Source organism: Pseudoalteromonas sp. CNC9-20 (assembly GCF_022347875.1).
Lineage (GTDB): Bacteria > Pseudomonadota > Gammaproteobacteria > Enterobacterales > Alteromonadaceae > Pseudoalteromonas > Pseudoalteromonas ruthenica.
In genome coordinates, this window is sequence record NZ_JAKRFS010000005.1 from 113,917 (window position 1) to 136,986 (window position 23,070).

21 protein-coding genes and 4 tRNA genes are annotated in these 23,070 nt (G+C 46.7%); 12 read left to right on the forward strand and 13 right to left on the reverse strand.

Annotation, left to right across the window (positions count from 1 at the left end; all coding sequences use genetic code 11):
- Positions 1 to 11 precede the first annotated feature (11 nt).
- From MHM89_RS13095 to folE2, 4 genes are all read right to left on the reverse strand, one after another.
- A complete protein-coding gene (locus tag MHM89_RS13095) occupies positions 12 to 953 on the reverse strand; it encodes a cobalamin biosynthesis protein (protein WP_239409003.1) in 942 nt (313 codons plus the stop codon).
- A complete protein-coding gene (gene mtnN / locus MHM89_RS13100; RefSeq protein ID WP_022944142.1) occupies positions 954 to 1,661 on the reverse strand; it encodes a 5'-methylthioadenosine/S-adenosylhomocysteine nucleosidase in 708 nt (235 codons plus the stop codon).
- A gap of 71 nt (positions 1,662 to 1,732) precedes the next feature.
- Complete coding sequence (locus MHM89_RS13105; protein WP_022944141.1) at positions 1,733 to 2,350, reverse strand: DUF2726 domain-containing protein; 618 nt, start codon at positions 2,348 to 2,350, stop codon at positions 1,733 to 1,735.
- 68 nt (positions 2,351 to 2,418) lie between these two features.
- A complete protein-coding gene (folE2, locus tag MHM89_RS13110) occupies positions 2,419 to 3,342 on the reverse strand; it encodes a GTP cyclohydrolase FolE2 (protein ID WP_151172349.1) in 924 nt (307 codons plus the stop codon).
- A 237-nt stretch (positions 3,343 to 3,579) separates the two neighbouring features.
- Between folE2 and MHM89_RS13115 the strand changes: the two genes are divergently transcribed.
- Both MHM89_RS13115 and arcB read left to right on the forward strand, forming a co-directional pair.
- The gene (locus MHM89_RS13115; protein WP_138507774.1) at positions 3,580 to 5,370 is read left to right on the forward strand and encodes a hypothetical protein; all 1,791 of its coding nucleotides are present in this window, start codon (positions 3,580 to 3,582) and stop codon (positions 5,368 to 5,370) included.
- 42 nt (positions 5,371 to 5,412) lie between these two features.
- Positions 5,413 to 7,743: an aerobic respiration two-component sensor histidine kinase ArcB gene (gene arcB, locus MHM89_RS13120; protein ID WP_239409004.1), complete on the forward strand. Its 2,331-nt coding sequence runs from the start codon at positions 5,413 to 5,415 to the stop codon at positions 7,741 to 7,743.
- Here the strand turns inward: arcB and arcA are convergent, their stop codons facing one another.
- The 3 genes from arcA to MHM89_RS13135 all read right to left on the reverse strand — a co-directional run bounded on the left by arcA (position 7,744) and on the right by MHM89_RS13135 (position 10,707).
- Positions 7,744 to 8,466 carry a two-component system response regulator ArcA gene (gene arcA / locus MHM89_RS13125; RefSeq protein WP_022944137.1) on the reverse strand — a complete coding sequence of 241 codons (723 nt, stop codon included), beginning with the start codon at positions 8,464 to 8,466 and terminating at the stop codon, positions 7,744 to 7,746.
- A 107-nt stretch (positions 8,467 to 8,573) separates the two neighbouring features.
- The gene (locus tag MHM89_RS13130; RefSeq protein ID WP_026110996.1) at positions 8,574 to 9,086 is read right to left on the reverse strand and encodes a YfiR family protein; all 513 of its coding nucleotides are present in this window, start codon (positions 9,084 to 9,086) and stop codon (positions 8,574 to 8,576) included.
- Between the two features lies 1 nt (position 9,087).
- Positions 9,088 to 10,707, reverse strand: coding sequence for an ATP-binding protein (locus MHM89_RS13135; protein ID WP_239409005.1), 1,620 nt, complete (start codon positions 10,705 to 10,707; stop codon positions 9,088 to 9,090).
- Positions 10,708 to 10,776: 69 nt separating this feature from the next.
- Here MHM89_RS13135 and MHM89_RS13140 point away from each other — a divergent pair, with 69 nt between their 5' ends.
- Positions 10,777 to 11,271 (forward strand): DUF3293 domain-containing protein, encoded by a 495-nt coding sequence (locus tag MHM89_RS13140; RefSeq protein ID WP_239409006.1) that lies wholly within the window; start codon positions 10,777 to 10,779, stop codon positions 11,269 to 11,271.
- Here the strand turns inward: MHM89_RS13140 and MHM89_RS13145 are convergent.
- Entirely contained in the window at positions 11,234 to 12,280 is a 1,047-nt protein-coding gene (locus MHM89_RS13145; RefSeq protein ID WP_239409007.1) for a methyltransferase, read from the reverse strand. The genes MHM89_RS13140 and MHM89_RS13145 overlap by 38 nt on opposite strands.
- Before the next feature lies 1 nt (position 12,281).
- Positions 12,282 to 13,007 carry a tRNA (guanosine(46)-N7)-methyltransferase TrmB gene (gene trmB / locus MHM89_RS13150; protein WP_022944132.1) on the reverse strand — a complete coding sequence of 242 codons (726 nt, stop codon included), beginning with the start codon at positions 13,005 to 13,007 and terminating at the stop codon, positions 12,282 to 12,284.
- Positions 13,008 to 13,116: 109 nt separating this feature from the next.
- On the opposite strand from trmB, the gene mutY reads away from it, so the two are divergent.
- The 6 genes from mutY (at position 13,117) to MHM89_RS13180 (ending at position 15,076) form a co-directional block, all read left to right on the forward strand.
- Positions 13,117 to 14,214 carry an A/G-specific adenine glycosylase gene (gene mutY, locus MHM89_RS13155; RefSeq protein ID WP_239409008.1) on the forward strand — a complete coding sequence of 366 codons (1,098 nt, stop codon included), beginning with the start codon at positions 13,117 to 13,119 and terminating at the stop codon, positions 14,212 to 14,214.
- Positions 14,215 to 14,270: 56 nt separating this feature from the next.
- A complete protein-coding gene (locus MHM89_RS13160; RefSeq protein WP_022944130.1) occupies positions 14,271 to 14,543 on the forward strand; it encodes an oxidative damage protection protein in 273 nt (90 codons plus the stop codon).
- Positions 14,544 to 14,660: 117 nt separating this feature from the next.
- A tRNA-Phe gene (locus MHM89_RS13165) sits at positions 14,661 to 14,736 on the forward strand.
- A gap of 57 nt (positions 14,737 to 14,793) precedes the next feature.
- Positions 14,794 to 14,869 (forward strand) — tRNA-Thr (locus tag MHM89_RS13170).
- Positions 14,870 to 14,876: 7 nt separating this feature from the next.
- Positions 14,877 to 14,952 (forward strand) — tRNA-Phe (locus MHM89_RS13175).
- Positions 14,953 to 15,000: 48 nt separating this feature from the next.
- A tRNA-Phe gene (locus MHM89_RS13180) sits at positions 15,001 to 15,076 on the forward strand.
- 283 nt (positions 15,077 to 15,359) lie between these two features.
- On the opposite strand, the gene MHM89_RS13185 is transcribed toward MHM89_RS13180, so the two are convergent.
- Positions 15,360 to 15,893, reverse strand: a complete 534-nt coding sequence (locus MHM89_RS13185; protein ID WP_045978544.1) for a TetR/AcrR family transcriptional regulator — start codon at positions 15,891 to 15,893, stop codon at positions 15,360 to 15,362.
- Positions 15,894 to 15,981: 88 nt separating this feature from the next.
- On the opposite strand from MHM89_RS13185, the gene MHM89_RS18925 reads away from it, so the two are divergent.
- Complete coding sequence (locus tag MHM89_RS18925; RefSeq protein ID WP_239409009.1) at positions 15,982 to 16,671, forward strand: glutathione S-transferase family protein; 690 nt, start codon at positions 15,982 to 15,984, stop codon at positions 16,669 to 16,671.
- Here the strand turns inward: MHM89_RS18925 and MHM89_RS13195 are convergent.
- From MHM89_RS13195 to MHM89_RS13205, 3 genes are read right to left on the reverse strand one after another with little or no spacing between them, the layout of a single operon-like run.
- Complete coding sequence (locus MHM89_RS13195; protein WP_239409010.1) at positions 16,641 to 17,327, reverse strand: LrgB family protein; 687 nt, start codon at positions 17,325 to 17,327, stop codon at positions 16,641 to 16,643. The two genes, MHM89_RS18925 and MHM89_RS13195, sit on opposite strands and share 31 nt — an antisense overlap.
- A complete protein-coding gene (locus tag MHM89_RS13200; protein WP_239409011.1) occupies positions 17,324 to 17,716 on the reverse strand; it encodes a CidA/LrgA family protein in 393 nt (130 codons plus the stop codon). Before MHM89_RS13200 ends, MHM89_RS13195 begins: the two co-directional genes overlap by 4 nt.
- The gene (locus MHM89_RS13205) at positions 17,688 to 18,485 is read right to left on the reverse strand and encodes a crotonase/enoyl-CoA hydratase family protein (RefSeq protein ID WP_152441097.1); all 798 of its coding nucleotides are present in this window, start codon (positions 18,483 to 18,485) and stop codon (positions 17,688 to 17,690) included. Before MHM89_RS13205 ends, MHM89_RS13200 begins: the two co-directional genes overlap by 29 nt.
- Before the next feature lie 257 nt (positions 18,486 to 18,742).
- On the opposite strand from MHM89_RS13205, the gene MHM89_RS13210 reads away from it, so the two are divergent.
- The gene (locus MHM89_RS13210) at positions 18,743 to 19,918 is read left to right on the forward strand and encodes an efflux RND transporter periplasmic adaptor subunit (protein ID WP_239409012.1); all 1,176 of its coding nucleotides are present in this window, start codon (positions 18,743 to 18,745) and stop codon (positions 19,916 to 19,918) included.
- A gap of 11 nt (positions 19,919 to 19,929) precedes the next feature.
- Positions 19,930 to 23,046, forward strand: a complete 3,117-nt coding sequence (locus MHM89_RS13215) for a multidrug efflux RND transporter permease subunit (RefSeq protein WP_239409013.1) — start codon at positions 19,930 to 19,932, stop codon at positions 23,044 to 23,046.
- The last annotated feature ends 24 nt before the right edge of the window (positions 23,047 to 23,070 follow it).

The following is a 23,070-nucleotide window of genomic DNA, read 5'->3' on the forward strand; positions in this document are numbered from 1 at the left end:
AGCGGCTTTTTTTACGCCCACGCTATGTGGCTAAGGGCTATAACCGCCAGCCAAAGCATGTTAACACCGTCAATATATTTCAATGTTGCTTTGATTGTTTTGTCATCAGGCAAATGATCTACACCAATGCGCATGCGCTCAAAACGATGGCCTTGATAAAAGGCTGGCCCGCCAAGCTGTACTTGCAGTAATGTACTGAAAACACTGAGAGTAAACCCGCTAACGCGGTGATAAAAGTGCCGGCCATATATCCGCAAGTAACGCCATAGTTTACGCTGTTGGGTCATCATCGCCAGCGGTAGCAAGTACATTACTAGGGCCGCTACACAGCAAAGAGTTAGTAACCATTTACTGGCGTAGAGATAAGGACTCGATGGCAAAGCATGCTTGCGCATGGCCGTGTGCAGAGTCCACGTTAAACTGTAGGCGAGGGCAGCTATGCCGCCAAATAAACAATACAGCAACAGTGGTGCAAAGTAGGTATGAAGCATGCGCAGCACCACACTCTCAATGCAAGCTTTGGCGACCCCCTGACTATTCAAACGCTCACAATCACGCACTACAATAGTTGCTAGTAGTGCCCGAGCGAGTGATTTACGCTGCTGCTTTAATGCCAAAGCAATACGCGTGCTTTTGCTGCGGATTGTGTGGGAGTCTAGGCTCAGGTAGAGCAAGAGCGCAGATAATGCCTCTGGGTAGTAAACTAAATGGGAGAACAGCGCGATTAATGTCAGCGGCAACAACACACACAGAGCCAGTGACAGTATGGCTATCAGTAGGTGGTAGCCAACACTATCTTGCGGATTGAAAGTGCGTTTAACTAAATTGTTGAAGCCCAGGCGCGCCAGGGTAAAAGGGTGATACCAAGGAGAGAGCGGCAGCCAACGCTCGCAAGCAATGGCTGCAAGTAATAACAGCAAACTAAGCTGAGCACTTAGCGCCTCAACCAGCATCTATAGAGTGACACCATCAAGTTTTGTTAGCATCGCCATCACCATAGCCGATGAATTCTTCGATGCGACTTCTAAGTATTCTTCGAATGAATGCGGCGACTCTTTGCCGGCGATATCAGACAGTGAGCGGATAACCACAAAGGCCGTATCAAGTAAGTGGCAGGCTTGAGCGATTGCGGCGCCTTCCATTTCCACGGCAAGCATCGCTGGAAATTGTTTGCGTGTTGCATCAATGCGTTCAGGATCACACATAAATGAATCGCCTGTACACACTAAGCCAACCAACGACTGACACTGTTGTAGTTGTGAAATTGATTGCTCGGCCACTTGTATCAACTGTGGGTGGGACTCATAAGCCGCTGGCATTTGTGGTACTTGGCCATACTCGTAACCAAATGCGGTAACATCGACGTCATGGTGGCGTAGTTCGCTGGCAATAGCTACATCACCCACTTCTAAACGCTGGTCAAAACCGCCCGCTGAACCTGTATTGATAACGCAATCAGGGTGAAAGTGGTCGATCAACAAGGTGGTTGCAACGGTGGCAGCGACTTTACCTATCCCTGATTGCACTAAAGTCACAGTCTGAGTATTGAGTTGCCCATGGTAAAAAGTAAAACCACCGTGTTGGTGAGTTTCTACGTCGCTCATGCGTTCACGCAAAATCGCGATTTCTGGCTCCATGGCGCCAATAATACCTACTTTCATAGCATCTCTGATTAATTAGCAAAAACAGCCCTTAGTATATCAAAGGCTGTTTTAATATGGCATTGGCTTAATTAGATCTCTGCAAGTTGGGTCGATGTAGCGATAGCTGAGCCGCTAGTCTGCGCTTTGGCTTGCGAAGGCGAGAGCACTGCTGGGCGCGTTGGCGTGCGCGTCGGTTTACGTTTTGTTGCTGTTTCTGGCTTGCCAATCTTAAATAAAATGGCGTTGCGTACGTCTTCAACGCGGTAGCCACTTTTTACTTTCATACGAATATGAGGAATACCGGCGGTTTCTAGGGCACCGCTAACAAACCAATCGCGCTGTGCCTTGTGGCCGTCTTTATTGGCATTATTGACCAGATCCACGGCGGCGACTATGGTCATTTTCTGTTTATCTAACAATACATAGTCGAGTTGTTTATTCTTAGTTTTAGTCATGGCAATACGCCGTGATTTGCTAGAAAGTCCTGCCTTGCAATCAATGACATCTGCTAATTTGACTCGGCTGACGATCCGGTAGTTATCGCCAACTGCTCGCTCTAGAAGCGATAGAAAGGCGCTCTCAACCTGCGTATAGATCTCTTTTTTACGAACGAAAGGATAAGGGTTTTCGTTATTATCAGTGAACTTGGAAGCCACCACGGAAGCAACAACAACCAGCACCAATATAGATAAAAGCGCGAATTCCATTTTTTACTCCAAAACGAATTTTTGACACGCTTACATTAAAGCAATAAGCGTGCCTAAAATTGAATTGGTTAGGGTTGATAACCCTGGGGCAGGCCTTTGGTCGTGATAGCTACGGCGTCATGGGCGTGAAGCGATTCATAGTGGTTAATGCGAACCCAAAAATCGAGCACGTCTGCCCGCTCATCTAACGCTGCTTTCACCTTACGAGCGGCATCTTCACAAAACATCAAATTGGCGCCATTTAATCGTGCAAACTCTTGCTCGTCTTCTCGTTTCACGGCGGTTTGCACGGGGGTTTTTAGTGTTTGCTCAATTTCATCGATGATGGCGACGAAGTCAAATTCGCCAAGCTGCGCATCCAATAACACCTTGGTTTGTGCGACGGAGCGTTGAGAATGGGGGGTGGCGCTGATCCCCTCTGTTGTGCCCAGCCACTTTAGCACTTGTTCAAAGTTCAGGTTCTCGGCGTCAAAGTCACGTTTAAAGTTTTCTTGAATCAATTGCCTTGCAAGGGCTGCTGAACAGGGGCAAGTAGACGAGTAGGTTACTTCAACACCGGCTTCAACACGCAGCTGTCCTTGATTTAACTGCATGTCTAAGGTGATGGGGTAGAATTTCCAGCCGCTGTTATCGCTTAGTAACGCACTGCGGCGCAATGGAAGCTCAAAACTGAGGCTGAGTCGCGCTCTATCGCTAATATCGTCATGGGAGCTGATAAACGCATCAAGGGTTGTTTTGAGTTGCGCAGGAGTCACGCTGGGCTCATTAGAAAGTTGGTCCAGTGCCAAAAATAAGCGCGACATGTGAATGCCCTTGGCATGGGTGTCAATTAAGTTCACAAAGGCTTGTGCTTTGGCATTAATAACGGTTGCAGCCATGCCCTTAGTCGCAATTTTTAAAGGTATTTCAATGGCGCTCATACCCACCCAATCAAGCGTATGATGTACTGAAGACGCGCTGGTGTTGGCGATATCTGGCATTGGATGTGGCATAGCCTTCCTCATTATTAAAGCAACGAAAAGGCGACATTCTACCTGAAAATGCGCAAATGTGGAGCGGCTCAAAGTTGCAGGATAAAAAGCCAAAGAAGAGATATGTAAAGCAATGCTGGCAGCTAAGTGGCGACAACATGCTTCCTTTATTGTCCAGTAATTGTTAACATTGTGTGTTGCTGTTAAGACGCGCTATTTACACCCATAACTTGCAAAATAACAATAATGACCAGTCCGATGAAATCAATTCTAAAAAAAGCCGCCACTGTGGCGATGTTAAGTAGCTGTAGTGTTGCTGCGTTCGCCAAGCCTCAGCTGATGTTGTTTGCTGACGACCTGCAGGTGTGCTCCAGCGAAAGGCTGAGATATTGTAATTCTGAATCCCGCGAAAGCTTAAGTAAGGATACTTATAAACAACAGCCAATTTATCAAATTACAGAAGAAGGCCTAGGCCGTATTGCCGATATGGCCTGGACCGAGCAGCCCGATATTCGCGCCCAGGCAGTCGAGTTATTAAATGCGGCGAAAAAGCATTTTAATGATGAAGCATTCGGCCAACGTGAATTCGAACGTTATTTGCGCCGCAGTGATTTCACCCTTACTGGTAGCGATATATCAGCACGTGAATTTTGGTTTAATTTATTTGATTTCGAACAGCGTAACTTTTTTGATTTACTCGAGCAAAAACAAGCGAATGGTAAGCGTCGTCGTCAAGGCGAAGTTGATGTTCAGGGCACGCGTAATTGGGTAACCAAAGAAGCGTTTGCGCAGCTGCTTAGTGATGCGCAAAAGATTGCCGATGCCAAACGCAAACCGCGTGTTGCCTTTATCACCGGTGGCAGTCGCGACCCTTATCGCGATGTTGATTATTATCAGTCCTTATTTGAGCAGCTTGGCTTTGAAGCGCATTGGCTCGCAATCGATGGGGCTATGCAAACGGTAATGAGTGCTCAAGATACCAAGTTGTGCGATAGCTTGGCTGATTATCAGGTGTCGAAGTTAGCGAGCTTCCGCCGTGATGTGCTATACCCTGATCTTTATCAAAAACAGCAAAAACTGTGTCGCGACCCAGAGAAGCTATATAACCTTCTGCGTAAATCTGACGCGGTGTTTATAGCCGATTCAAGCCCGCTATTGCTATATCATGCGTTTTATAAAAATGCTAACCAGCCCAGTGAGTTGCTAACAAAAATACAGGATATGGTGGCAAAAGGGCAATTAATGGTCGCCGCGCAGGGTGATGCAGTACATGCCTTGGTCGGTGGTAAAAACAACGCCACTGTACTCTCTGGTGATGGCGTGCAGGTGTTGACTGGGCGACCCACGGTTTACAGCAATGGTTTTGAAGCTTGTCGCTTGGGAGTGGACTGTATCTCAGTGGTAAACAGCCGTGAACTAAGCTATATGCAATCGGGCGTGCTAGGTTTGTTTAACTGGGGCACCTTGGATACTAAAGTAGCCAAGTATGGTAATCAGCCGCGTCTAATTAAAACCGGTATTGATAACAGCAGTAATTTAATTTTTGGTCTCGATAGTGACAGTTATGCCCGCATCAGCAGTGAAAGTGATGACGGCGAGTACATGCAGATGCAAGTATTTGGCGAGGGTGGGCTATGGCTTGGTGACTTACGTCAAAGCAATGACTCTATGGCTACAGCAATGCAGTTTGGCCCTTTTGACAGTTACTTCTTGACTCATGAAGACAAAATCATGCTGCGTAATGACATGATTAACGTTGAATTAGCGCCATGGAAGCAAGCCATCAATACCACAACCGCCGGACCATTAGTGAATTCGTCCACGCCATTTAGCCGCTCTAATTACCATAAGCTCGGACAAATGCAGTGCAACACCGGAGCTGCAACTGCCAGTGGTAGCACGGATATTGATTCACAGCGCTTTGAGTTAACCTTAAAAGCCAGTGGCGCCACGAACATGCGAAAAGGCGTACTCGCAAAAGGCGGCAAACGCATCGGCGTATGCTCGTTTGCAAGAATCTCAACGCAGATACTGCCAAAGGCACTCTAAGTTGATTACAATAAAGGGGTTTGTAGCAAAACCCCTGTTTTTATGTTTGACTCTTCCCTGAGCCCTTGGGTTCGTGTATTAACTAATCTCCTTGCCCGATTTGGGATCTGGTACGCAGCCGCTATTGTCTATGGTGTGTTTATCGTCGCGGCCCTGATCCTTGGCTCAATGTATTACTACGTTGCCACCGGTGAAGTGACCCTACTGGATGTACTCGCAGTGGTGTTCTTCACGGCCATTACCGCACCTGTGGTGATTATGGTGGTGTTGCAATCAGTGGCACAGCTGCAAGACTCGCAAAAGTTTTTGGAAACCGCCACGAAGCAAGAAAAGCTATTAAACCAGTCACTGAAAGATAATATTCGTCTACTCAATACTGAGATTGATGAGCGTAAAATGGCGCTCAACGCTAAGCATCGGGCTATTGAAGAGTTGCGTCGTGAGATAGCGGAGCGCAAGAAAACGCAGCTAGAGCTAGCTCAACAAGGCATGCTATTGCGCTCAATTGTCGACTCGTCCCCTGACTTATTCTATTACCGCGACCAACAGGGAGTATTTGCCGGCTGCAACAAAATGTTTGAAAAGGTGATGAACCGCAGTTCAGGCGACTTAATTGGCAAAACTGCTGAAGATATTTACCCACCGCAGTTGCTACCTGAGGTGTTACGCACCGACCATCAAGTAGAAACGACGCATGAACCCATAACGCTAGACGTTCAGTACCCTGTGGATGGAGAACCCCATTGGTTTGAAATGCGCAAGCTACCCTTTATTAATGACGACGGCGAATATATTGGTCTACTTGCTTTCGGCCGTGATATCACGAGCCGTAAGGAAGCTGAACAGGCGCTCGAGACTGCTTACAAAGACAAAGGTAAATTCATTGCTACTTTGTCTCATGAGTTGCGCACCCCTTTGAATGGTATTGTTGGCCTCACTCGTATGCTGCTTGATACTGAATTAACGAAACAACAACGCAGTTGGTGCAATACGGTCTTCTCAAGCGCTGAAACCTTAGGCAACATCTTTAACGACATTATCGATTTAGACAAGATTGACAGAGAGCAACTTGATATTGTCACCGAACCGGTCGGTGTTACAGATTTTATAAATGATGTGGTGAATTTTGGCTCTCTAATAGCCGAGCAAAAGTCACTGTCTTTCGATGTATCCCGTGAAGGCGACTTGGACGTTTACGCCGAAATAGACCCAACGCGTTTGCGTCAAGTGCTCTGGAACCTCATCAACAACGCGGTGAAGTTTACCAAACACGGCGGGGTGACCTTGGGCTGTCGTCGACACGACACTGGCAAACAAGTGTGGCTTGAGTTAAGTGTTACAGATACAGGCATAGGTATTCCACAAGAGCAACTACGGCATATTTTCGATATGTATTACAAAGCGCCGGATGCCAGCGGCGCCAATGCCATAGGTTCGGGGATCGGCCTTGCGGTTACTAAAGCCCTAGTTAAAGCAATGGGTGGGGATATTCAAGTCAGCTCTATGGCGGGTGAAGGAAGTAGCTTTAAAGTACATATTCCTCTTAAGCTGACGCAAGCTCCGCAATTAGAAACATATGATTGTGCCAGCCTAAATATTCTTCTGGTCGAAGATGTTCCTTTGAATGCTGAAATTGCTACCAACTTGCTTGAACAACGGGGGCACGAGGTCATTTGGGCTGAAACCGGTGAGGATGCACTGTCTTTTGTGCAAACAGAGGATGATCTCGATTTAGTGTTACTCGATATGCAATTGCCCGATATTAATGGCGATGTGGTGGCTCGTGAAATCCGCACCGATGAGCACTTCGATAATCTACCTATTGTGGTGTTAACCGCAAACGTGCGCAGTGCTGAGGAAGAGCTGCGGGGCATTAAAGTGCAAGGCTCACTCGCCAAGCCGATTAATACCAACAAACTCGATAAGATGCTAGCGACGCTCTTTGGTATTGGAAAAGACTGTGCACAGCAGGCAGCAGCCAAACAACTAGTCGATGCTGTATCGCCGCAAGCACTGGATGTGGATGAGATACACCTAGATAGAGAGATTATCTCTGAATTCTTGGACTCTATGGGGGCGAAAGCCTTTGCCCGCAGCGTTGACTTGTTTGCAAAGTTGGCACCTGGGTATCAGCAGCAAATGCAAGATAACCTTGTCAGTGATGTGGATGAATACAAATCGGTCGCCCACAAATTGAAAGGGGCCGCAGGCTCAGTGGGGCTCAAAGCGGTGCAGTTGCAGGCCAAGGAAATGGAGAATAATTGTCAGCAGGTTGAACAAGGACAGCGCCAGCAATGGTTAACGCAGTTAGATGGGCAAATAAAAGAAGGGCTCAAGGCCCTTCAGTCATTCTTATCTCAGTTAGCTCAGTAATTACGAGTTGCTGTCGATTTTTCCGATAAAGCGATAACCTTCACCATGGATGGTGCTGATCAGCTCAGGCGTGCTGGCGTCGCTTTCAAAGTGTTTACGGATACGACGAATAGTCACATCAACAGTACGGTCGTTAGCACGAAGCTCACGGCCAGTCATATGTTTAATCAGCTGCTCGCGGCTAAAGATACGACCTGGTGAGTCTAACATTAGACGTAATGCACGATACTCACCTTTAGGTAAGCGCTTAGATTCACCCGCAGGAGACGTTAAACAACGGCTGTTTTCGTCTAATTCCCAACCGTTAAAGTTAAGCACACCATCAGACTCAAGTGCAGGGTCATCTTTGCTGGCTGCTGTGCGAGAAATAAGGTTGCGGGCACGAATGGTTAATTCGCGTGGGTTAAACGGCTTAGTGATGTAATCGTCCGCACCAATTTCAAGACCTAAAATACGATCGACATCGTTGTCACGGCCGGTCAAGAAAATCAAACCAACATTGCGTTTTTGACGCAATTCACGGGCGAGGATCAAGCCATTTTTACCTGGTAAGTTGATATCCATAACAACCAGGTTAATTTCATCATTGGTGGTGAGCTTATCATGCATATCATCACCATCAATGGCTTCAACTACAGTGTAGCCTTCCGCTTCAAATAAGCTAACGAGGTTCAGGCGGGTTACGTCTTCATCCTCTACGATCAGAATGACTGGCGTTTGCATTGTTAATTAACCTTTTCGGAATATTTTATTTACAGAAAAACCGGAAAAACGAGAATTCCGCGAATACTTGCGATTATAGGAGTATATCTAAATGTTAACAAGTAAAATCAATTTGGATAAAACTTAGATACTGTCATCAGCCTGGCTTGTACTTTAAAGCTTACTTGCTCGAGCTGCTCCCTGTTGATATACAGTCGAATCTTCTTACCTTCCTGAATTAAGGCAGCCACACCGCCTTGCTCAAGGAACTCGAAATTACTGCCAACGGTGAATGTTGTTAAAGGCCGAGTTTTGATCCAAGGCGACAGTATATCATTCTCTATTTTTCCATCAAAGTATGTGATGTCACATTGCCGAGAAAGTTCATCATTTTGTGAACTTTTACTGAGTTCGGTTATGGCAATTGGTTGTCCACGTATCAATAAGTTCTGTTGTTGCGCAAGAAATGCACCAGGTCCTTTGCTTAAGTTAGTAAAACAATAGCGCACCGAATCAGACTGAACATGAGTAAAGTCGATAAACTTGGCTATTTGAAAAAGCAGCGCCGAGCGTACTTGATCGGGCGTTCCTGCTTGCGCAGATAGGCTGCACATCAAGGCGGCTAAACAGACTACACGCATACTACTGCACCCCACTTAATGGGATCTGAACTATGAAGTGACTGCCTTGTTTATGCTCTGGAGCAAGCAGCACCTTGCCGCCAAGTGCTTGAGTTACGAGGTTGTAGACTAGGTGTAAGCCTAAACCACTGCCGCCAGAGCCTCGCTTCGTGGTCACAAAAGGATCAAAGACCCTGGGCTTTAATGTTTCGCTGATGCCGCTACCATTATCTCGGTAGTCAATCTGCAGCTGTCCGGAGTCGGTTTGTACATCAATATCTATACGTGGATCAGGGTGATCTTTGAAGGCGTGGATAAGAGAGTTACTGATAAGCTGCTGCAATATCTGTTGGATAGGCCCAGACTTTGATTGGATATGTAAATCCTCGGGGCAGTGCACGTTTATCTGCGGGCTAATGTCATCAAGGTCGGCACGCATACTAATCATGACTTCGCCAATGAGCGCGCTTAAATTAACGTCGGTGATGCTCTCACTATCTTGGGTCACAGCGACTTTTTTAAAGCTGGCGATAAGCTCGGCTGCGCGGTTAAGGTTGCGATAAATCAACGACAGATTTTCTTCACCATCTACCAAGAAGCGCCCTAGTTGTTGCGAGGTGAGTGTTTTTTCTTCAAATGAATGGCGAATATCACCGAGCTTGTCACGCATTAATGTTGATGCAGTTATCCCCAATCCCAAAGGGGTATTGACCTCGTGAGCGACACCCGCAACCATTTGCCCTAGTGACGCCATCTTTTCATTCTCAACAATTTGATTCTGATATTGGTGCATCCGCTCTAGCGTACTGAGTAGCTCTTGGTTAGCGTCGCGCAGGGCGTCGGTGCGCAGGTTCACTTTTTCCTCAAGGCTCTGGTTTAGGGCTTCTATTTCTTTTTTATCTGTCTCATTGCGCTCGATTTGCTTTTCTGTGCGCCGCAGCATGGTGTTGACACTTAGCGCCAGCTGATTGAGTTCTGCTATATTACTGCTCGGGGCGCGAACGGTGTAGTTACGGTTTTTGGCAACGTCTTGCAGTAACTGGCTCAATGTATCAATAGGATTACCGATATGGCGCTGGAAAATACGCGCTATAACATAGGCAACAACCAGCACCGCTACGCTCAACATAATATCGATAATTATTTTGCGGTGCAGGTAATTCTCAATACTCTCTAAACTGGCTCGAACATACACATAACCTATGGTGTTGTCTTGGTTGGTGATGGCCTTAATGATTTCTAAATGGCCATCTTCGACTTCTCCCTTACCGATACTCTCGAGACGTTTGGTTTTTACTGGCACTGGTGGCGTGCGGGGAGCGTTATAACTGGCAAAAAACTCAACTGCGTCATTGAATTCATCTATACGATAAATATGAATGTTTTTTATTGCCTCTACAGCCTGAAAGGCTTGTAGGCGCTGCTCTTCGGTTTTGCTGTCGTCAAAAAGAACCGTCACTTGAGCGTTAAAAGCGGTGAGCTCGGCAAAGGTTTCTACGCGCTCTTCCAGCTGTTCTCGCTGCTCTTGAATGTCAATGTAGGTAGAAATAGTAATAGACAAAATGAGCGACAATGACGCAACAGACATGACCGCGTAGATCAATGCCTTTCTTATACTAGTTGTTGAGCCTTGAATACTCATGAGTGTGCGCGGTTCACTAATAGCTGTGTTACAACATTAAACTAGTTTAGCAAATCATTGAATAGTCGAATGTTAAAATCAGAAAAATGCATAAATAAAAGCACTTTTGTCAGCATAGATAAGGATACCTTAGCGGCCTATGAAAATCCTTACTTCTGGTTTGCTCAAAAACCCAGTTATATCGCGTCTGGGTTTATTATAACCGCTTGGAATCCGCAGGGGCTGCGCCTTGGACAAAGACAAAATCGCTTACATACGCAGCGCTTGGCTAAACGGCTCGCAGGCTTTGACCTGCACTGGGGTTTTGGCGGTAACCAAGAGATGACCTATCGCGAGCGCAGCGCCTTAGTGCGAGCACCTCGCAGCTATGGCAAGAAGCTAATGAGGGAATTTAGCCAAAATGCTATCTACCTAATAAAAGGTGGGCGACTATATTTGTATTTCTATAATGCTCAAGAAACATCGGTCAACGGGGATTGGCAGCGCCGTGTAAGCCATCTAAGACAACTGCCACGGCGTAATTATGCTATTGGTTTTGATACACCGCAAAACGCTTCGTTTTAGCAATTGTTTGGTGAGTGTTAAATTGTTGCTGTAGTTGCTCTGGGTAGGCTAAAAAGCTATTAGCGACTAGAGTAAGCGCACCGCCTTTATTCAGGTGTGCTTTCGCGCTGGCAAAAAAGCGAGCGGTGATATCATAATCGGTCTTTAGCCCGGTATGAAAGGGCGGGTTACTGACGATGATGTCAAAGCGCTCGTTGATGTTGGTTAGGCCATCGCTGAGCACAATGTTGCCGTGCAGGTCATTGGCGCGCAGGGTTTGCTCACTGGCATATGCGGCTAAGGCGTTTACATCCAAGGCAATGCCTTTAATGTGGGCAAAGCGCTTCAAGCAAAAGCTGATAATAACTCCGGCGCCGCAACCAAAATCAAGTAAGGATTGGGTGTTAGTTAAATCAGGTAAGTTATCCAGTAACAACGCCGTACCATCATCTAGTTGACCATGGTTGAATACACCCGGTAGGCTGACTATATCACAGCTCACTTGTTCACCAGCTATGCTGCGAGTAAGACAAAAGCGCTTTTCGTAGCGGCTGATATCGAACTCGGGCAGCGGGGTAATATCGCTGTATTGGTATAATTGACAATGTTTGGCAGAGTCAACCTTATGGCCATGAGCGAGGCCTTTAAGCTGTTTATCAATGGATTTTACGCCGCCTTTTTTCTCCCCCACCACCAGTAACTGCGCATCATCATTAATACAAGCACGAATATTATCTAAGGTCATTAAAGCTTCGGCTTTGGCCTTAGGATAATAGTAAATTACTAAGTCGAAGCGGTGTTTAGGAAGCTCATGAGACACCAGAGTTTGGGCCTGATGTTGCTGGGCTTGGCGTTGTGCAAAGTCGCCATTCGCTTGGTTATAAGAGAATAAATGAATATCAGCTGTTGGGTTCAGCTCACGCAGTTCGCTTGCAAACCCATCACAGTTAAAATTGACCACTAAAATGGTTTGCGCGACTAACAGCTCAGGGCTGCGCAGTAGGATCTGCGACGGGTTGCTCAGTACCATATTATTTCACGCGCTCAAACATTAAGTCCCAAACACCATGGCCAAGACGATGGCCACGTTGCTCAAACTTAGTGAGTGGGCGAAAATCTGGACGTGGTACATAGTCATTCGTGCTTGATTGGTTGCTAAAATGGCTATTGCCTTGCATTACTTCGAGCATGTGTTCAGCATAGTTTTGCCAATCTGTTGCCATATGAAAGACCCCGCCAATTTTTAGTTTGCTGCGCAGGTTTTCGACAAATTCAGGTTGCACAATGCGACGTTTGTGGTGACGTTTTTTATGCCATGGATCGGGGAAGAACAATTGCACTTTAGCTAGGCTTTCATCGCTTATACAGTCCGCTAACACTTCCACCGCATCGTGTTCAAAAACGCGCAAATTAGTAACACCTTCGGCATCAGCGTCCATCAGGCAAGCACCTACTCCAGGGCGGTGAACTTCGATGCCGATAAAGTTTTGCTCTGGTGCGTTTTTAGCCATTTCTACAAGCGATTTACCCATGCCAAAACCGATCTCAAGAACAACATCATTGTCATTGCCAAACACTTGGCTGAAATCAAGTAAGCCATTTTGATGCTCAAGCCCCATCGTCGGCCAGCATTTCTCTAGTGCCGCTGCTTGACCTTTGGTCAGTCGGCCCTCGCGTTTTACGAAGCTGCGTACCTTACGGATATACTTTCCTTCGCGCTGTGCTTGCTCCAATGCTTGTTGCGTAGATTCACTCATGGTCTTGGCTGTCTCTGTAAAAATGGGTGCGTATTATCCCCAGTTGTAAGAGGAAGTACAAGTAAAGGGTATTGATATTTACCTGCACAATTATAGACTGAGCGCAAATATGTACAGGGGCGTTATAAAAGTAGTGGAAATAAGTAAAAGCACGCGTGATTGGTTTGCCACTCAAGTACTCGATTGGTACGACAAACATGGTCGCAAGACGCTGCCTTGGCAGCTAGAAAAAACACCCTATAAAGTTTGGGTATCAGAGATTATGCTGCAGCAAACGCAAGTTGCTACGGTGATCCCTTACTTTAACCGTTTTATGGCGCGTTTTGAGACTATTGAGGCGTTGGCTGAAGCGCCGCAAGATGAGGTTCTCCATTATTGGACAGGTTTAGGGTATTACGCTCGAGCACGTAATCTACATAAAACTGCACAGTTGATCTGTGAGCAGTATCAGGGTCAGTTTCCGCACACCTTGGAAGAAGTAATGGCTCTGCCTGGGATAGGGCGCTCTACTGCAGGTGCTATCTTAAGCCTATCGCGCGGCGAGCATCATGCGATTCTCGATGGCAATGTAAAGCGGGTATTAGCGCGGTTTTTTATGATTGAGGGCTGGTATGGTGTCAAAAAAGTGGAAAACCAACTTTGGCATCTAAGCGAGCAATTAACACCAAAGCACGGTGTCACTCAGTTTAATCAGGCGATGATGGACTTGGGAGCAAGCCTGTGCTCACGTAGTAAATATGACTGTCAGCCCTGCCCACTCAATGATAAGTGCCAGGCGCGAATCAATGACAAAGTAAACGAGTTCCCACATTCAAAACCCAAAAAGCAAGTGCCGAAGAAGCATTGCGTAATGTTTATTCCCGTTTATGAAGGGCACACCTACATGGAAAAGCGCCCCGATCAAGGCATTTGGGGAGGGCTACATTGCTTTATCGAGTTTGCGAACCAGGATGGGGTTAAAGAGTTTATGGCAATCAATGGTATTAGCGGTAAAGAACATAGGTTAGAGCCATTTACCCATGTATTTTCACACTTTCAGTTAACTATAGAGCCTGTTGTTGTGCATTTGCACAAACCCATACAACAGCTTGCAGAGCGCGCAGTACTAACTTATTCACTAGCGCAGCAACCTGAGGTGGGGCTAGCAGCACCGACAAAGAAATTATTGAAACAGCTAAAGCAGCACCTTGCAGGTGCGAGTGTTTAAGCATTAGGTTACACTACAGAGCAATATGTATTAGATAATCGTAAATGAGGATAAACATGGCACGTACGGTATTTTGTCAGAAGCTGCAAAAAGAAGCTCCGGGACTTGCTTTTCAACTTTACCCTGGTGAAGTAGGCGAGAAGATCTTCAACAATATTTCTCAACAAGCATGGGATGAGTGGCAAAAGAAGCAGACCATGTTAATTAACGAAAAGCATCTAAATATGATGGATCCGGAGCATCGTACCTATTTAGAAGAGCAAATGGTTGGCTTTTTGTTTGAAGGTAAAGATGTAGAAATTGAAGGTTACAGACCACCTGAAAAGTAGCAACTTAGCCGGGATTTTCGCCAATAAATCTCGGTTTGCATGAAAACTGTGCAAACGGTTTGTTTATTTTAAAAAATGGTTGACTTGATACCCTAAAAACCGTTTAATACGCCGCACGCCCAGATAGCTCAGTCGGTAGAGCAGAGGATTGAAAATCCTCGTGTCGGTGGTTCGATTCCGCCTCTGGGCACCATTATTAAAGGTGTTTTTGACAATTCAGAAGCACGTGCTTTTGCACACAGTTTTGTGTGCCTGCTTAGCTCAGTTGGTAGAGCAACTGACTTGTAATCAGTAGGTCGCCAGTTCGACTCCGGCAGCAGGCACCATTCATTTGCCCAGATAGCTCAGTCGGTAGAGCAGAGGATTGAAAATCCTCGTGTCGGTGGTTCGATTCCGCCTCTGGGCACCATTATTAAAGGTGGCGCTCAATGGGCGCCATTTTTATGAAAAAACTTTTGCCCAGATAGCTCAGTCGGTAGAGCAGAGGATTGAAAATCCTCGTGTCGGTGGTTCGATTCCGCCTCTGGGCACCACGATTTAAGAAACCCTGATCAGTAATGGTCAGGGTTTTTTATTGCCTGTAGCATAATGCAAGGCGTAATCTCACGCTTATTAGCTCGGGTGGTTCGATGGTAAAATACATCCATGTATTTCACCGCTTTGCGGGCAATTGCCATTGCCCAAAATTGCTCCAGACAATTTTGTCCGCATCTAAGCACCACGATTTAAGAAACCCTGATCAGTATTGGTCGGGGTTTTTTTATTGCCTGCAGCATAATGCAAGGCGTAATCTCACGCTTATACAGTCTATGTATCTTACTCGTGTTGAGGACTTTGACGTCCAACAGTTAATAGCTCTTCTTTAAGTGACTCATCGGTTATTGCACGAGAGACAGCGACGGTAGCGATCATCATAAGCGCTTGATGAATAGCGGCTGTGCGCGTCAGACCAGTATTTTCGAGTTTAGTGAGGATATTATTCAGCACTGCAGTGTAAGTTGCCCTGACTTGCTCATCTCGGTGGCTGATATCACTCACTAAAAACGCTAATGGGCACCCAGCATGTTCAGCATTGACGTGTTCATCTGCTAAGTAAAACTGGCGAATGTCTTCAGCGTCATAGCTATCATTGACTTGGTTAGCCCTTAACTTTGCGGCATGAATGAGGGCTTTGCTATATAACTCTGATTTCGATTTAAAGTGACTGTAAAAAGCTCCACGGGTGAGTTGAGCTGCACCCATAACATCGTCAATAGCCACTTTATCGTATCCATGCTGGCTAAAGAGATTAGCCGCACTAGTAAGGATTCTATTTTTAGAATTTTTCTTGTGCTCAGGGTGCCAAGCCATGATATTCCCTATATTTAAAATATGTTCTTGAACATATTGTCGCTTTTTTTATGCTCAAGCAACAGTGTCAAGAATAGGAATACGAACAGTGAATAAAGTACATATTATTGGCTTACCCTTTAGTACTTATACCCGCAGTGTCCAGCTTTTTTGTGAGCTAATAGGGGTTAATTACACGCTAGCGATGTCGTATGCTGACAAAGCTATAGAGATGCACGATAAGCATCACCGCAAACTACACCCGATGGCAAAAATTCCTATTTTAATAGACGGTGATACGCATCTTTGTGAGACAACAGCGATTTTACATTACCTAAACGACAGTTATGCCAGTGGGGAGTTCTTGAAGCTCGACCCTATTGGCAGAGCCCATCAGTTAGAACGTATGAGCTTATTAAGTCATTATGTTAACAACGCCTTGATTCGAGATTATGCCTTAGAGTTAGCCTTACCGAAGGGGAAGGGCGGGGAAGTTCGTGTGCAGTGGATGATGGAAAATAAAAGTGCAGCACTTGATGCAGTAAAAATTGTAGAGACCTGGTTAGCTGAAAATCAATTCCTAGCAGGTTCAACTTGGTCTTTGGTTGATATGATGGCATTGCCGTCTCTTTATTATGTAAGCTTACTTCCTCGAGAGCTTGCTTTGCTAACACCGTATTCGCCACTACATCAGTACCTGAATAACGTAAGAAAGCATTCAGGAGCCAAGAAGGTGTTGCAACCGGCCAGTATCAATGCCTCAGATAGTCAAAGCACTAAGCTGGCAAGCCAAGGGTAGTAGATAGGCACTATGATAGGCGAGAGTAGTGCACTTAACGCCATTGCTGCCGAGGCGTAGGCGGCGCTGGTTTCATTGTCGGCAATAGCGGTGGCGGTGCCAATGGCATGGCAAGCACCGCCGAGGGCCACGCCCTGAGCCCCCTTATGCCTGATGCCAGTCAGCTTAAGCGTGTTGAAGCCAGCAATAGCACCGACAATACCAATGAGAATGACCATGGATGCGGCAATGCTGCCAAGCCCGCCTAACTGCTCGGTGACAAGTAAGGTGATAGGGGTAGTGACTGCAAGGCTAGCAAGGGAGGCCTGCAATTGTTCGGGTACCCTAAGCAAAGAGGTGATCACAACGGCGGTGGTGGTGGCCGTGATTATTCCGGCAGCCACAGCGATAAACATCAATAAAAGCTGTCGCCTTAACTGGTGGATTTGCTTATAAAGTGGCACTGCTAAAGCAACGACGGCCAACTCCAAAAGATAATCGAAAATTTGTGTGTGAGCGCGATACTCGTTGATATCGATGTGCCAAGCCGACAAGATAAATGCCGAGGCGGCAATTGTGAGCAAGACGGGGTTACATAGTGGTGAGCGTACCTTGGCGTGCAGGGCTCGAAACGCTAAAAATAAGGCCACTGTCATAGGGATAGCCAAATACATCATTGCTCTTTACCCAAGCGTTGCATTATCGTCCCGATGATAAACAGGCCAATCAGCGGGACGATTACTAAGCACAACAACAGTGGCAACCAATAGCGGGCGACCAATTCGACATGCTCTATGATGGCAGCGGCTGCGGGCACAAAAAACAGCGGCATATAATTAAGTAAGGGATGAGCACCGCTAGTAAGCCAGTGCAGTTTAACAATGCCTAATTGCAAAGCTAAGAATAGCGCTAACATGGCACTGAGTGGTGCTGGGAAGCTCACTGAGAAGTAGTCGCTGAGGGCATGGGCTGAGAATAGAAAAGCGCTAATTATAGCAGCACTCAACATGAACCTAGCGCTGTGTTTAATGATCTTTTTACCAGCGCCGACGCGGTTGGTACTCATCGAAGGAATCATCCTTGCGCGAAGCATTTTTAATAGCAATACGGGTATTTTTACACATCAGCAGTTTAATTTGCGAGAAAGTTTCCTTAGCCAATAGTCTACGATGGGGCTGTCGGTAAGCGCTTTGCGTTAACCGTTTGATTGCACTGATGGCATCCGGTGAACGCGCGCTAAAGGTGTCGATGATGTGTGCAGCGCGTTGCTGCAAATTGTTATCAACATAAGATACCAAGCCTAAATTGAGGGCCTGTTGCGCTGTAACAGGCTCTGCAGACATGGCAAGCTGTAAGTAATTGTCGGCACTGAGGACTCCTGGAAGCACTAAGCTTGCCCCCATATCGGGGCATAACCCCCAGCGTGACTCCATGATTGCTAAGCTAGCATCCTCACTGGCGATGCGAATATCAGCACCTAAGGCTATTTGCATCCCGCCACCCCAACATCGCCCTTGTAGTAGAGCAATAACGGGAATACTTAACGACTGCCACCCCAGCACCACACGTTGAGCGAGGTTTTGGTTGCCTGGCAGCGGTTTAAACAGCAATTTGCAGATATCGGTGGGTTTGCTGATCACACTTTTAACGTCTAGCCCAGTGCAAAAATCCGGCCCTTGTGCTTGAAGTATCACCGCTCGCAAATCACGCTGCTTCTTGATTTGTTTAATCACCCCATCAAGTTGTTTGAACATCTCAAAGTTCAGTGCATTACGTTTACTTTCATTAGCCAAGGTTACATAGGCGACTTGCTTAGCAGTGGTTAGTGTTATCATTATTATCTCCTCTGACCAGTATCAATTTACCTCAACATCTGATTGATGTCATGTTCCCGTTACTAGCACTTGATATACTCTGCTTGCGCAATGCACTGTACTCATTTTTAAATATCGGTATAACTTAAATACAGTGAGTTACAAAATAGTCTATATTTCTCAGGGAACTAGATTTATTTTATGTCAGTCTATTGAGCGCCTATCTGGCCATTGAAAACAACATTGCTAGCGACATAACGATTCTAAGGAGACACGCGATGCATTTATCCCCTTCGGGCCCAAAGTATTTCTATCATTTAGTTTTAGCTGGGCTCTGTTCGTTAGCCTTGGTGGGCTGCTCTGAACCGCAACAACAAAACCAGAGCATGCCAGCGCCGGCGGTGTCTGTTTATGAAGTGGCGATGCAAGAGGTTGGTAATTATCGCGAGTTTGTCGCTCGCACCGAGGCCTTTCAGGAGGCAGATATTCGTGCTCGAGTTGAGGGTGAACTCATTGAGCGGACTTTCCGTGAGGGCGCATATGTAGAAAAAGGCCAAACGTTATTTAAAATTGATGCATCGGAATACACCGCCAGTGTGAGTGAAATTGAAGCGTCCTTAAAAAGTAATCGTGCAGCGGCCTCTCGAGCTGAGCGAGATCTTAAGCGAGGGCGTGAAATTGCCAAAGATGGGTTTATTTCTGAGGCAGACTTAGACAAATTGCAAACGAACTTAGATCAAGCCCAAGCCGCTGTTAAGTCCAGTGAAGCAGCGTTAGAAAAGGCCAAGCTGAACCTCAGTTACACCACTATCGACGCGCCATTTAGTGGCCGCATAGGTAAAGTGAGCTTTGATGTGGGCAATATCGTTAACCCACAGTCCGGTGCCTTGGCACAACTAACAGATATCGACCCCATTTATGTTAGCTTTCAAGTAGAAGAATCCGATTACATCAGTTACCAACAGTCGCATCAGCAAACCAATAATAGCCCTGAAGATGTCCCTTTAGATTTAAGCCTGCGCTTACCCAATGATACTGACTTTGAACAGCCGGGTACGCTGGATTTTGCCGATACTAAAATTGACCGTAGCACGGGGACGGTTGAGTTACGTGCCAAATTTGATAACCCCAATGGCATTGTAATGCCGGGTTTGTTTGTAACCTTAGTGGTTGAGAGTCAAGATAAGCAGTCGCAAGCCTTGGTGCCCCAAGCAGCGGTGCAGGAAAATCAACAAGGCAAATTTGTTTTGGTTGTCAAAGATGACAATACAGTGGCGCAGCGTTTGGTGGATTTGGGTCGACGCATTGATGCGATGTGGGTGGTTAAATCAGGTATTGAGCAAGGCGAGCGGGTTATTGTCGAAGGCCTACAAAAAGTGCGCTCAGGGGTGGAAGTAAATCCTGTTGTTAAACAAGTCGACGCCAAAACCGGCACCATCAGTGACCAACAATAAGCGAGTCGAGGATGATCAGTAAAACTTTTATATCCAGGCCCAAACTGGCGCTGGTGATCTCCATTGTTATTACATTGGCTGGGCTTATCTCTTTGACCCAGCTGCCCGTCAATATGTATCCGCAAATCACGCCGCCGCAGGTATCGGTGACCGCGATTTACCCCGGCGCCAGCGCACAAACCATTGAAGAGACAGTTATTCGTCCCATTGAAGAGCAAATTAATGGCGTCGAAGACATGATGTACATCGAGTCCACATCCAGTAACAATGGCTCGGCAACCATCACCGTTTACTTTAATGTCGGTACAGACACCGATATGGCCCAAGTGAATGTGCAAAACAGGGTGGCGTTGGCAGAACCTAGTTTGCCTCAGGAAGTACGCCGTCAGGGGGTAACGGTTAAGAAAAAATCTAGCAACATGTTGATGGGCATAAGTTTGTACTCAGAAGACCCCAACATGGATGCTATGTTCTTAAGTAACTACGCCACTAATTACCTTACTGAGCCACTCGGGCGTATCCCTGGGGTTGCCTCTGCCGAGGTGATGGGTGAGAAAACCTATTCCATGCGTATTTGGTTACGGCCAGATAAAATGGCCTCCCTAGGAGTAACAGTTGCGGAAGTGAAGGCTGCACTGGAGGAGCAAAACACCTTGGTCGCCGCCGGTAAGCTGGGCGCCGCTCCGGCGCTCCCCAACCAACAATTCGAATATGCGATTCAAGCTCAGGGGCGGCTTGTTTCTGCCGATGAGTTCGGACAAACCATTGTGCGCGCTAACTTGGACGGTAATTTTGTGCGTCTTAAAGACATCGCGCGCATAGAGCGGGGCTCAAAAAGCTATTCAGGTAGTGCTACATTCAATCAAAAAGACACCGGTTTTATTGTTATTTATCAGCTCACCGACGCCAATGCCACGGCGGTTGCTGAGCAAGTTAAAAAACGTATGGCGGAACTGTCTAAGCAGTTTCCTGATGGCCTTGAATACAAAGTGCCTTATGACACCACTGAGTTTATTAATCGCTCCATTGATGAGGTGGTTGTAACTCTTTATCAAGCGGTGGCATTGGTCATCTTGGTGGTGTTTCTATTTTTGCAAAATTGGCGTGCCACCTTGGTACCAACCGTGGCGATCCCGGTATCGCTCATTGGTACTTTTGCGGCGATGATGGCGATGGGCTACTCCATTAACCTGATTACGTTATTTGGTTTAGTACTGGCGATCGGCATTGTGGTGGATGATGCCATCATCGTGATAGAAAACGTTGAGCGTATACTCAGAGAAGACAAGCTGCCCATTAAGGAAGCAGTGACCAAAGCCATGGAGCAGGTGAGCGGGCCTATTGTGGCCACTACGTTGGTGCTGTTAGCGGTGTTTGTACCCGTAGGCTTTATGCAAGGGATCACCGGAGAGTTATACAAGCAATTTTCTGTCACCATTAGCTTTGCTGTACTGATTTCATCAATCAACGCCCTGACATTGAGCCCGGCGCTCTGTAGTTTGCTGTTGTCAGCTGAAAAAATGAAGCCAATAAAATGGTTACGACCTTTTGAAAACGCCATAACCCGCTCCACGAAGAGTTACACCGGTGTGGTTGGATTTATGCTCAAACGAGCAGGGCGGATAGGTATTGTTGTGGTGGCGCTATTTGTTGCTACCGGTTGGTTTGCTACTAATGTACCTACCGGATTTGTGCCCCCAGAAGACCAAGGCTTTGTCTTTGTTGATGTGCAGTTGCCAGATGCCGCCGCGATTAATCGTACCGATGCTGTGGTAAAGAAAATCAGCGATGTGATCATGCAAGACCCAGCCACCGAAGATTTTATTGGCGTCTCCGGGTTCTCTTTACTAGGTGGCGCTGGCTCAAACAACGCGTTGGGCATTATGGTGCTCAAAGACTGGGAGCAGCGAACGGCTCCAGATATGGGCTTAAAACAGATTATTACCCGTATCCAAGGGCAGTTATGGGCCATGCCAGATGCCCAGATTATGGTCTTTAATGCACCGCCTATCCCAGGATTGGGGAATAGCTCGGGGTTTGAGTATCGATTATTAGACTCCGAAGGTAGAGACCCAGCCGAGCTAGCGCAAGTCATGAATGGTTTGATATACGATGCCAACCAACGCCCTGAACTGCAAAATGTATTTAGTACATTCCGCGCCAATGTGCCGCAATACTTTTTAGAGGTCGATCGCAATAAAGCGAAAGCACAAGGGATCACCTTGAGCAATATCTTCTTAACCCTGCAAGCGCAGTTAGGCTCGCTCTATGTGAACGACTTTAATCAGTTTAGCCGCACTTATCAGGTCACCATTCAAGCTGAGGCACAATTCCGTGCTGAACCTGCTGATTTACAGCATTACTATGTACGCAATAGTGAGGGGGATATGGTCCCTCTGACGACCATAGCCACGCTGAAGCCTATTCTTGGCCCTACCAGTATGAACCACTTCAATTTATATAGAAGTACCAGTATTACCGGCAGTGCTGCACCTGGTTATTCCAGTGGGGATGCCATTGCGGTCATGAAGGAGCTCTCTGCACAGCTGCCCAATGGCTATATTTTCGATTGGGCAGGGCAAACACGACAAGAAATTTTAGCGGGCGACCTCGCGCCGGTACTTTTCTCATTAGCGATTCTATTTGTGTTCTTGTTCTTGGTCGCGCAATACGAGAGTTGGACGATACCGTTTGCGGTCATAGCCGCTGTACCCTTGGCTATTTTTGGGGCCATGGCTACCTTGTTTACGGTGGGAATGACAAACAATATCTACGCCCAAGTCGGCTTTGTACTGCTAATAGGTATGTCGACTAAGACAGCTATCTTGATTGTTGAGTTTGCTATGGAGCAACGCAAGGCGGGGCAGAGTATCTTTGATGCCGCGCAGATAGCCGCATCGCAGCGCTTCAGAGCGGTCTTAATGACGGCCTTGTCTTTCGTCCTAGGTGTGTTACCGCTGGTGTTGGCCAGTGGCGCTGGGGCGGCAAGTCGTGTGTCTTTAGGTGTCACAGTGATGTCAGGCATGATTGCCGCAACTGTGTTTGGTACCTTGTTTGTACCCCTGTTTTACACCTATATTCAGCATATGCGCGAGGGTGTCAAGAGGCGACTCGGCATTAATAGCTAAAGTTTAAAGCAGTGCACTAAGAGC

Bases quoted from the DNA above. Each gene is read 5' to 3' on its own strand.
- arcB (WP_239409004.1), top strand. From the start codon at position 5,413: ATGTTTGACTCTTCCCTGAGCCCTTGGGTTCGTGTATTAACTAATCTC.
- mtnN (WP_022944142.1), bottom strand. From the start codon at position 1,661: ATGAAAGTAGGTATTATTGGCGCCATGGAGCCAGAAATCGCGATTTTG.
- MHM89_RS13160 (WP_022944130.1), top strand. From the start codon at position 14,271: ATGGCACGTACGGTATTTTGTCAGAAGCTGCAAAAAGAAGCTCCGGGA.
- MHM89_RS13215 (WP_239409013.1), top strand. From the start codon at position 19,930: ATGATCAGTAAAACTTTTATATCCAGGCCCAAACTGGCGCTGGTGATC.
- MHM89_RS13195 (WP_239409010.1), bottom strand. From the start codon at position 17,327: ATGATGTATTTGGCTATCCCTATGACAGTGGCCTTATTTTTAGCGTTT.
- MHM89_RS13105 (WP_022944141.1), bottom strand. From the start codon at position 2,350: ATGGAATTCGCGCTTTTATCTATATTGGTGCTGGTTGTTGTTGCTTCC.
- MHM89_RS13115 (WP_138507774.1), top strand. From the start codon at position 3,580: ATGAAATCAATTCTAAAAAAAGCCGCCACTGTGGCGATGTTAAGTAGC.
- MHM89_RS13095 (WP_239409003.1), bottom strand. From the start codon at position 953: ATGCTGGTTGAGGCGCTAAGTGCTCAGCTTAGTTTGCTGTTATTACTT.
- MHM89_RS13200 (WP_239409011.1), bottom strand. From the start codon at position 17,716: ATGAGTACCAACCGCGTCGGCGCTGGTAAAAAGATCATTAAACACAGC.
- MHM89_RS13140 (WP_239409006.1), top strand. From the start codon at position 10,777: ATGTTAAAATCAGAAAAATGCATAAATAAAAGCACTTTTGTCAGCATA.
- mutY (WP_239409008.1), top strand. From the start codon at position 13,117: ATGTACAGGGGCGTTATAAAAGTAGTGGAAATAAGTAAAAGCACGCGT.
- MHM89_RS13210 (WP_239409012.1), top strand. From the start codon at position 18,743: ATGCATTTATCCCCTTCGGGCCCAAAGTATTTCTATCATTTAGTTTTA.
- MHM89_RS13145 (WP_239409007.1), bottom strand. From the start codon at position 12,280: ATGGTACTGAGCAACCCGTCGCAGATCCTACTGCGCAGCCCTGAGCTG.
- trmB (WP_022944132.1), bottom strand. From the start codon at position 13,007: ATGAGTGAATCTACGCAACAAGCATTGGAGCAAGCACAGCGCGAAGGA.
- arcA (WP_022944137.1), bottom strand. From the start codon at position 8,466: ATGCAAACGCCAGTCATTCTGATCGTAGAGGATGAAGACGTAACCCGC.
- folE2 (WP_151172349.1), bottom strand. From the start codon at position 3,342: ATGCCACATCCAATGCCAGATATCGCCAACACCAGCGCGTCTTCAGTA.
- MHM89_RS13135 (WP_239409005.1), bottom strand. From the start codon at position 10,707: ATGAGTATTCAAGGCTCAACAACTAGTATAAGAAAGGCATTGATCTAC.
- MHM89_RS13130 (WP_026110996.1), bottom strand. From the start codon at position 9,086: ATGCGTGTAGTCTGTTTAGCCGCCTTGATGTGCAGCCTATCTGCGCAA.
- MHM89_RS13205 (WP_152441097.1), bottom strand. From the start codon at position 18,485: ATGATAACACTAACCACTGCTAAGCAAGTCGCCTATGTAACCTTGGCT.
- MHM89_RS13185 (WP_045978544.1), bottom strand. From the start codon at position 15,893: ATGGCTTGGCACCCTGAGCACAAGAAAAATTCTAAAAATAGAATCCTT.